5 protein-coding genes are annotated in these 7043 nt (G+C 69.5%); 2 read left to right on the top strand and 3 right to left on the bottom strand.

Annotation, left to right across the window (positions count from 1 at the left end; genetic code table 11):
* Positions 1–181: 181 nt before the first annotated feature.
* Together glmS and ACFU53_RS45425 are read right to left on the bottom strand one after the other, a co-directional pair.
* Positions 182–1999: a glutamine--fructose-6-phosphate transaminase (isomerizing) gene (gene glmS, locus ACFU53_RS45430; protein WP_384005951.1), complete on the bottom strand. Its 1818-nt coding sequence runs from the start codon at positions 1997–1999 to the stop codon at positions 182–184.
* 68 nt (positions 2000–2067) lie between these two features.
* Positions 2068–2325 (bottom strand): hypothetical protein, encoded by a 258-nt coding sequence (locus ACFU53_RS45425; protein ID WP_384005949.1) that lies wholly within the window; start codon positions 2323–2325, stop codon positions 2068–2070.
* Positions 2326–2511: 186 nt separating this feature from the next.
* On the opposite strand from ACFU53_RS45425, the gene ACFU53_RS45420 reads away from it, so the two are divergent.
* Complete coding sequence (locus ACFU53_RS45420) at positions 2512–4095, top strand: purple acid phosphatase family protein (protein WP_384005952.1); 1584 nt, start codon at positions 2512–2514, stop codon at positions 4093–4095.
* A 69-nt stretch (positions 4096–4164) separates the two neighbouring features.
* Here the strand turns inward: ACFU53_RS45420 and ACFU53_RS45415 are convergent, their stop codons facing one another.
* Positions 4165–5040: a DUF4429 domain-containing protein gene (locus ACFU53_RS45415; protein ID WP_384005947.1), complete on the bottom strand. Its 876-nt coding sequence runs from the start codon at positions 5038–5040 to the stop codon at positions 4165–4167.
* Positions 5041–5145: 105 nt separating this feature from the next.
* Between ACFU53_RS45415 and ACFU53_RS45410 the strand changes: the two genes are divergently transcribed.
* Positions 5146–6747, top strand: coding sequence for a beta-N-acetylhexosaminidase (locus ACFU53_RS45410; RefSeq protein WP_384005946.1), 1602 nt, complete (start codon positions 5146–5148; stop codon positions 6745–6747).
* Positions 6748–7043 lie beyond the last annotated feature (296 nt).

The following is a 7043-nucleotide window of genomic DNA, read 5'->3' as shown; positions in this document are numbered from 1 at the left end:
CATGAACGGACCCCCCGTGATGGGTGGCATCACGGGGGGTCCGTCCTCTTGTTCGGCCTCTGCGGGTTGGTGGGGGCTGGTCGCGCCCCGCGGCGGAGTCGAATATCGATACAGCCCCGCGCCCCTGAAAGCGACAAGCCGAAAGCAAAGACCAGCCCGCGCCCCGTCCCGGGGGGCGCCGCTACTCCACCGTCACCGACTTCGCCAGGTTGCGCGGCTTGTCGATGTCGCGGCCCAGGGACAACGCCGTGTGGTAGGCGAGGAGTTGGAGGGGGATGCCCATGAGGATCGGGTCCAGCTCGGCCTCGTTCTTGGGGACGATGATCGTCTGGTCGGCCTTCTCCTGCTCCTGGTGGGCGACGGCGAGGATCTTGCCGCTGCGGGCCTTGATCTCCTCCAGGGCGGCGCGGTTCTTCTCCAGGAGGTCGTCGTCGGGGACGATGGCGACCGTCGGGAGGGCGGGCTCGATGAGGGCCAGCGGGCCGTGCTTCAACTCGGAGGCGGGGTAGGCCTCGGCGTGGATGTACGAGACCTCCTTGAGCTTCAGGGAGGCCTCACGGGCCACCGGATAGCCCCGGACGCGGCCGATGAAGAGCATCGAGCGGGCCTCGGCGTACTCCTGGGCCAGCTTCTTGATCTCCTCCTCCTGCTCCAGCATCTCGGCGATCTGGGCGGGGAGCCTGCGCAGGCCCTCGATGATCCGCTTGCCGTCGCGGACGGAGAGGTCGCGGGTGCGGCCCAGGTGCAACGCCAACAGGGCGAACGCCACGGTCGTGTTGGTGAAGCACTTCGTGGAGACGACGCAGACCTCGGGGCCCGCGTGGACGTAGATGCCGCCGTCCGCCTCGCGGGCGATCGCCGAACCGACGACGTTCACGACGCCGAGGACGCGGGCGCCCTTGCGCTTCAGCTCCTGCACGGCCGCCAGGACGTCGTACGTCTCACCGGACTGGGAGACCGCGATGTACAGGGTGTCGGGGTCGACGACCGCGTTGCGGTAGCGGAACTCCGACGCCGGCTCGGCGTCCGCGGGGATGCGCGCCAACTCCTCGATCATCTGGGCGCCGATCATGCCCGCGTGGTACGAGGTGCCGCAGCCGAGGATCTTCACGCGGCGGATCTGGCGCGCCTCACGGGCGTCCAGGTTGAGGCCGCCGAGGCGCACGGTGGAGAAGCGGTCGTCGATGCGGCCGCGCAGTACGCGGTCCACGGCGTCGGCCTGCTCGTGGATCTCCTTGTGCATGTACGTGTCGTGGCCGCCCATGTCGTACGAGGCCGCCTCCCACTCCACGGTGGTGGGCTCCGCCGTGGTGCGGGTGCCCTCCGTGGTGTAGGTGCGGAAGTCGTCGGCCTTGAGGGTGGCCATCTCGCCGTCGTCGAGGGTGACGATCTGGCGGGTGTGGGCGACCAGAGCGGCTATGTCCGAGGCGACGAACATCTCCTTCTCGCCGATGCCGAGGACGACGGGGGAGCCGTTGCGGGCGACGACGATGCGGTCGTTGAAGTCGGCGTGCATGACGGCGATGCCGTACGTGCCCTCGACGATCCGCACCGCCTGGCGGACCTTCTCCTCCAGGGTGGTGGCCTGGGAGCGGGCGATGAGGTGGGTGAGGACCTCGGTGTCGGTCTCGGAGAGGAACTCGACGCCGTCCGCTTCGAGCTTCTTCCGCAGGTCGGAGGCGTTGTCGATGATGCCGTTGTGGACGACGGCGACCTTGTTGTCGGCCGACATGTGCGGGTGGGCGTTGACGTCGGACGGGGCGCCGTGGGTGGCCCAGCGGGTGTGGGCGATGCCGGTGGTGCCCTTGAAGCGCGCGGGGACCTTGGCCTCCAGGTCACGGACCCGGCCCTTGGCCTTGACCATCTTCAGACCGGCCGTCTTGGGCGAGGTGACGACTATGCCCGCCGAGTCGTAGCCCCGGTACTCCAGGCGCTGCAGGCCCTCAAGGAGCAGCGGCGCCACGTCGCGCTTGCCGATGTAACCGACAATCCCGCACATATATATGTATCCCCTAGCCGTAGATGATCAGCCGCGAACATCGTCCGTGAACGATCAGCTGTGAACGATCAGCCGTAAACGATGCGGCGCAGCTGCCTGAGCGTGAGCTCCGGCGGTGCGACCGCGCGGTACTTCAGGTCCGCCTCGATCCGTTCGAAGATCGTCGAGTTGACCAGGCCCTGGGCCTGGAGCTCGCGGTGGCGGCGACGGACGTACGCCTCGGTCGTCTCGTCGAAGAAGGCGAGCACGTCCTGGATCACACGCAGCGCCTCGCCCCGGTTGAGGGGCGAGGATCGCGTCAAATGATCAACAAGTTCGTCGTGCACTCGGTAGATCCTGGGGGACGGGAGAGGGTTTCGCAAGAATTCTGCCCGATATCGGGCAGGCTGCTGTTACTGGCCCTTGGGGGAACGATGAATGTGTTATGAGTGCCTGTTCGTGCGCTGTCCACCCGGCGTCCCGCATCCCGTCGCCTGAGGCGACGAGTTTCGGACGCCATGGACATACCTCGCATGGGCGTACCCGAGCAGCTGGCCGAGCGCATGAGCATGGCCGAGCAGCACGAGTACCTGCGCTCCAAGTTCTCCAGGCGCTCGATGATCAGGGGCGGCGCTGTCACCCTCGGTGCCGTGGCGGGTGGCGCGTTCGTCCCGGCCACGGCCCAGGCCGCCACCCCGGCCGCCCTCCGCACCTCGGTTCCGACCCAGGCCGGCACGAGCGCCGAGCGCATCGACGGCTCCCTCGTCGCCCCCTTCGGCCGCCACCTCGCCTACGGCAACGACCCGCGCACCGAGATCACCGTCTCGTGGCAGGTCCCGGTCGCCGTCAAGAAGCCCTTCATCCGCATCGGCGCCCATCCCCAGGACCTCTCCCGCAAGATCGACGCCGAGGTGCGCACCCTCTACACCCCGGCCGGCGTCGGCGCCAGCGGCGACCACACGCAGTACTACGTCCACGCCAGGCTCACCCACCTCAAGCCCGGCCGCACCTACTACTACGGCGTCGGGCACGCCGGCTTCGACCCGGCCGAGCCGCACCTGCTGGGCACCCTCGGCACCTTCACCACCGCCCCCGCCCACAGCGCGCCCTTCACCTTCACGGCCTTCGGCGACGAGGGCGTCGGCTACCACGGCCTCGCCAACAACAGCCTCCTCCTCGGCCAGAACCCGGCCTTCCACCTGCACGCCGGCGACATCGCCTACGCCGACCCGTCCGGCGCCGGCAAGACCGCCGACACCGGCTTCGACTCCCGCGTGTGGGACCAGTTCCTCGCCCAGACCGAGTCCGTCGCCAAGTCCGTGCCGTGGATGCCCGCCTACGGCAACCACGACATGGAGGCCTGGTACTCGCCCAACGGCTACGGCGGCGAGGAGGCCCGCTGGAACCTCCCCGACAACGGCCCCGACAAGAAGAACCTGCCGGGCGTCTACTCCTTCGTCCACGGCAACACGGCCGTCATCTCGCTCGACGCCAACGACATCTCCTTCGAGATCCCGGCCAACCTCGGCATCTCAGGCGGCACCCAGACCAAGTGGCTGGAGGCGCAGCTGAAGAAGTTCCGCGCGTCCAGGGACGTCGACTTCGTCGTGATCTTCTTCCACCACTGCGCGTACTGCACCTCCACCGCGCACGCCTCGGAAGGCGGTGTGCGCCAGGAGTGGGTGCCGCTGTTCGAGAAGTACTCGGTGGACCTCGTCATCAACGGCCACAACCACCAGTACGAGCGCACCGACGTCATCAAGGCCGGCGCGGTCACCAAGAAGCTCCCGATCGGCGGCACGGCGTACCCGGAGACCGAGGGCGTGGTGTACGTGACGGCGGGCGCGGCCGGCCGCAGCCTCTACTCCTTCACCGCCCCGCTGTCGTACGAGGGCCACGAGAACGAGGTCGAGTCCGTCTCCTCGTACGTCAACACCAAGGACGGCAAGCAGAACGAGACCGTCACGTGGTCGCGGGTGCGTTACCTCGACTACTCCTTCCTCCGCGTGGACGTGAAGCCCGCGCCGAAGGGGCACTACGCCACGCTGACCGTGCGCGGTATCGCCGAGACGGGTGCGCAGGTCGACCACTTCACGGTGGCGCGCCGGGCCAAGTAGCGCCGCCGGTGCGCCCGGAAGGCGGGGCGCACCATCGATGCGGTACCGGGCAGGCGGTCCTCGTATGCGTCACAGGCGTTTGAGGACCGCCTGTTTGGCCATGGTGAACTCCTCGTCCGTGAGCACACCGGACCTGTGGAGGTCGCCCAGCTCGCGGAGGCGGCGCAGCAGCGCGTCGTGGTCCGCCTCTGGGGCCGGCCGGTCCGGCTCCGCCGGGGGCGGGGTCAGCTGCTTCGGTGCCGGGGCCGCCGGATGCGGGAGCCGGGCCTGTACGGCCGCCGCGACCAGGGCCATCAGCGGGTCCTTCTTGAAGCCCCACAGCTCGACGGAGTTGGGGTCGTACTTGGGCGGGGCCTTGGTCGGAGCGTTCCGCACGGTGAAGCGGAGGTAGCCGTTCTCCAGGCCGACCGAGGGGTGCCACTCGACGCCCGCTATGTCCGCCAGCGACAGTGTCCGCGCACCGGACGCGGCCTTCGCGTCCTCCGTCTTCCAGTTCCACTCCAGACGTACGTGGTCGCCGTCGAAGCCGGCGGTGCCGTCCCCTGCGGAGACGGAGAGCGGGACGGCGGGGCCGGCGAGCAGGTAGGAGTCCACCGCGTCGGTCGGCACCTCGTCCAGGAGCAGCGCGTTGCGGATCTCGTCCACGAAGTACTCGGCGACGCCGTACCGGTCGGAGTCGACGCTCAGCTGGTACGGGTCGTTGGAGTCGGCGAGCCGGCCGCCGGTCGCCTGGAGGAGCGGGTCGGAGCCGTCGCGCAGCCTCAGTCGCAGTCGGCCGGACTTCTTGCCCTGTTCGAAGGAGACGCCCGCCAACGCGCCCAGCGGGACGGAGAGTTCGCCCAGGGTCTTGCGGAGCAGGCTCACGCCCTTGTCGCGGCCCGGGGTCAGCCGCAGTGTGTCGCCGTCGAAGGTCCACGTGCCGTCCCGCTGGAGGATTTCCGCCATGCAGAGGATTCTTCCATCGGCCGCGGCCAGGGGTGGTCTAGACCTGGAGGTGGTGGAGGGGTGATGGTGGGGAGCGCACAGTTCGATGGGTGGAGGGAGCTCGTTGTGAGACCGCGCCACAGATCGACCCGTTTTCTCGGTTCGCTGCTGCTGCTGGTCGCGGCCGGGACCTTCACCGTGGGAGCCACACCAGTGTCCGAGAACACCGAAGCCGCCACCACCCCGCTCGGGCAGGTGATCCCGGCCCCCGCCTCTGTCCGGGCCGACGGATCGCCGTACCGGCTGACCAGCGGTGCGCACATCGTCGTGGACGGCGGCCCGGAGGCCCGCCGGATCGGGGAGTACCTCGCGGGGATCCTGCGGCCCTCGACCGGCTACCGGCTGCCGGTCACCGAACGACGAGAGGCCGGAATCCGACTGCGGTTGGCCTCCGGGGAGACGGGTCTCGGCCAGGAGGGCTACCGGCTGGAGAGCGGCCGCTCCGGCGTCACCCTCACCGCCCGCGCGCCCGCCGGCCTCTTCCACGCGGTCCAGACCCTGCGCCAGCTCCTGCCCGCCGCCGTCGAGGAGGACTCCGTGCAGCCGGGGCCGTGGCCGGTCGCGGGCGGCACGATCGAGGACACCCCGCGCTACGGCTGGCGCGGCGCGATGCTGGACGTCTCCCGGTACTTCTTCGGCGTGGACCAGGTCAAGCGCCACATCGACCAGTTGGCGCTCTACAAGTTCAACAAGCTGCACCTGCACCTCTCCGACGACCAGGGCTGGCGCATCGCCGTCGACTCCTGGCCGCGCCTCGCCACGTACGGCGGCTCCACCCAGATCGGCGGCGGCCCCGGCGGCTACTACACGAAGGCCGACTACCAGGAGATCGTCCGGTACGCGGCCTCCCGCCATCTGGAGGTCGTCCCCGAGATCGACATGCCCGGCCACACCAACGCGGCCCTCGCCTCCTACGCCGAGCTGAACTGCGACGGTGTCGCGCCCCCGCTCTACACCGGCACCGAGGTCGGCTTCAGCTCCCTCTGCGTCGACAAGGACGTGACGTACGACTTCGTGGAGGACGTCGTACGGGAGCTGGCCGCGCTCACTCCGGGGCGCTATCTCCACATCGGCGGTGACGAGGCGAACTCCACCAGCCACGAGGACTATGTGAAGTTCATGGACCGGGTGCAGCCGGTGGTCGAGAAGTACGGGAAGACCGTGATCGGCTGGCATCAGCTGACCGGGGCCACTCCGGCGCGGGGCGCGCTCGCGCAGTACTGGGGGCTGGACAGCACGGGCGCCGAGGAGAAGGAGCAGGTCGTGGCGGCCGCGCGGAACGGCACGGGGATCATCCTGTCGCCCGCCGACCGGATCTACCTCGACATGAAGTACGACAAGGACACCCCGCTGGGGCTCGACTGGGCCGGGTACGTGGATGTGCGGCGGTCGTACGACTGGGAGCCGGGTGACTATCTGGCAGGCGCTCCCGACTCCGCGATCCGGGGTGTCGAGGCGCCGCTGTGGACCGAGACGATCGTGACTTCGGCGGACGTCGAGTACATGGCGTTTCCTAGGCTGCCGGGGGTTGCGGAGCTTGGCTGGTCGCCGGCCTCGAAGCATGGCTGGGACGGGTACAAGGTGCGGCTCGCCGCGCAGGGGCCCCGGTGGGAGGCGCTCGGGATCGGGTACTTCCGTGCGCCGCAGGTGCCCTGGACCGCGCGGTAGAGCTCGGGGGTTCGGGTGTGTTGGCGGGTGCGGGTGAGTGGGGGCTGGTCGCGCAGTTCCCCGCGCCCCTGAAAAGCAGGGGCTGCGCCCCGTGCTTTTCAGGCCCAGCGGCCCCGTCGCCTTTCAGGCCCAGCGGCCCCGTCGCCTTTCAGGCCCAGCGGCCCCGTCGCCTTTCAGGCCCAGCGGCCTCATCGCTTTTCAGGCCCGCGGGCCCGTCGCTTTTCAGGCCCGCGGGCCGTGGTCTTCCAGGCCCGCTGGGCCTGGGCTTTTGGGCCCGTAGGGCCTGGGCTTTTAGG

It is taken from the genome of Streptomyces sp. NPDC057474, from assembly GCF_042802555.1.
Taxonomy (GTDB): Bacteria; Actinomycetota; Actinomycetes; order Streptomycetales; family Streptomycetaceae; genus Streptomyces.
The sequence above is the reverse complement of the archived record's forward strand: the minus strand, read 5'-3'. Positions and strand labels throughout refer to the sequence as shown.

Excerpts from the sequence above, each read along its gene's own strand:
- ACFU53_RS45415 (WP_384005947.1), bottom strand. The coding sequence starts at position 5,040 with ATGGCGGAAATCCTCCAGCGGGACGGCACGTGGACCTTCGACGGCGAC.
- ACFU53_RS45420 (WP_384005952.1), top strand. The coding sequence starts at position 2,512 with ATGGGCGTACCCGAGCAGCTGGCCGAGCGCATGAGCATGGCCGAGCAG.
- glmS (WP_384005951.1), bottom strand. The coding sequence starts at position 1,999 with ATGTGCGGGATTGTCGGTTACATCGGCAAGCGCGACGTGGCGCCGCTG.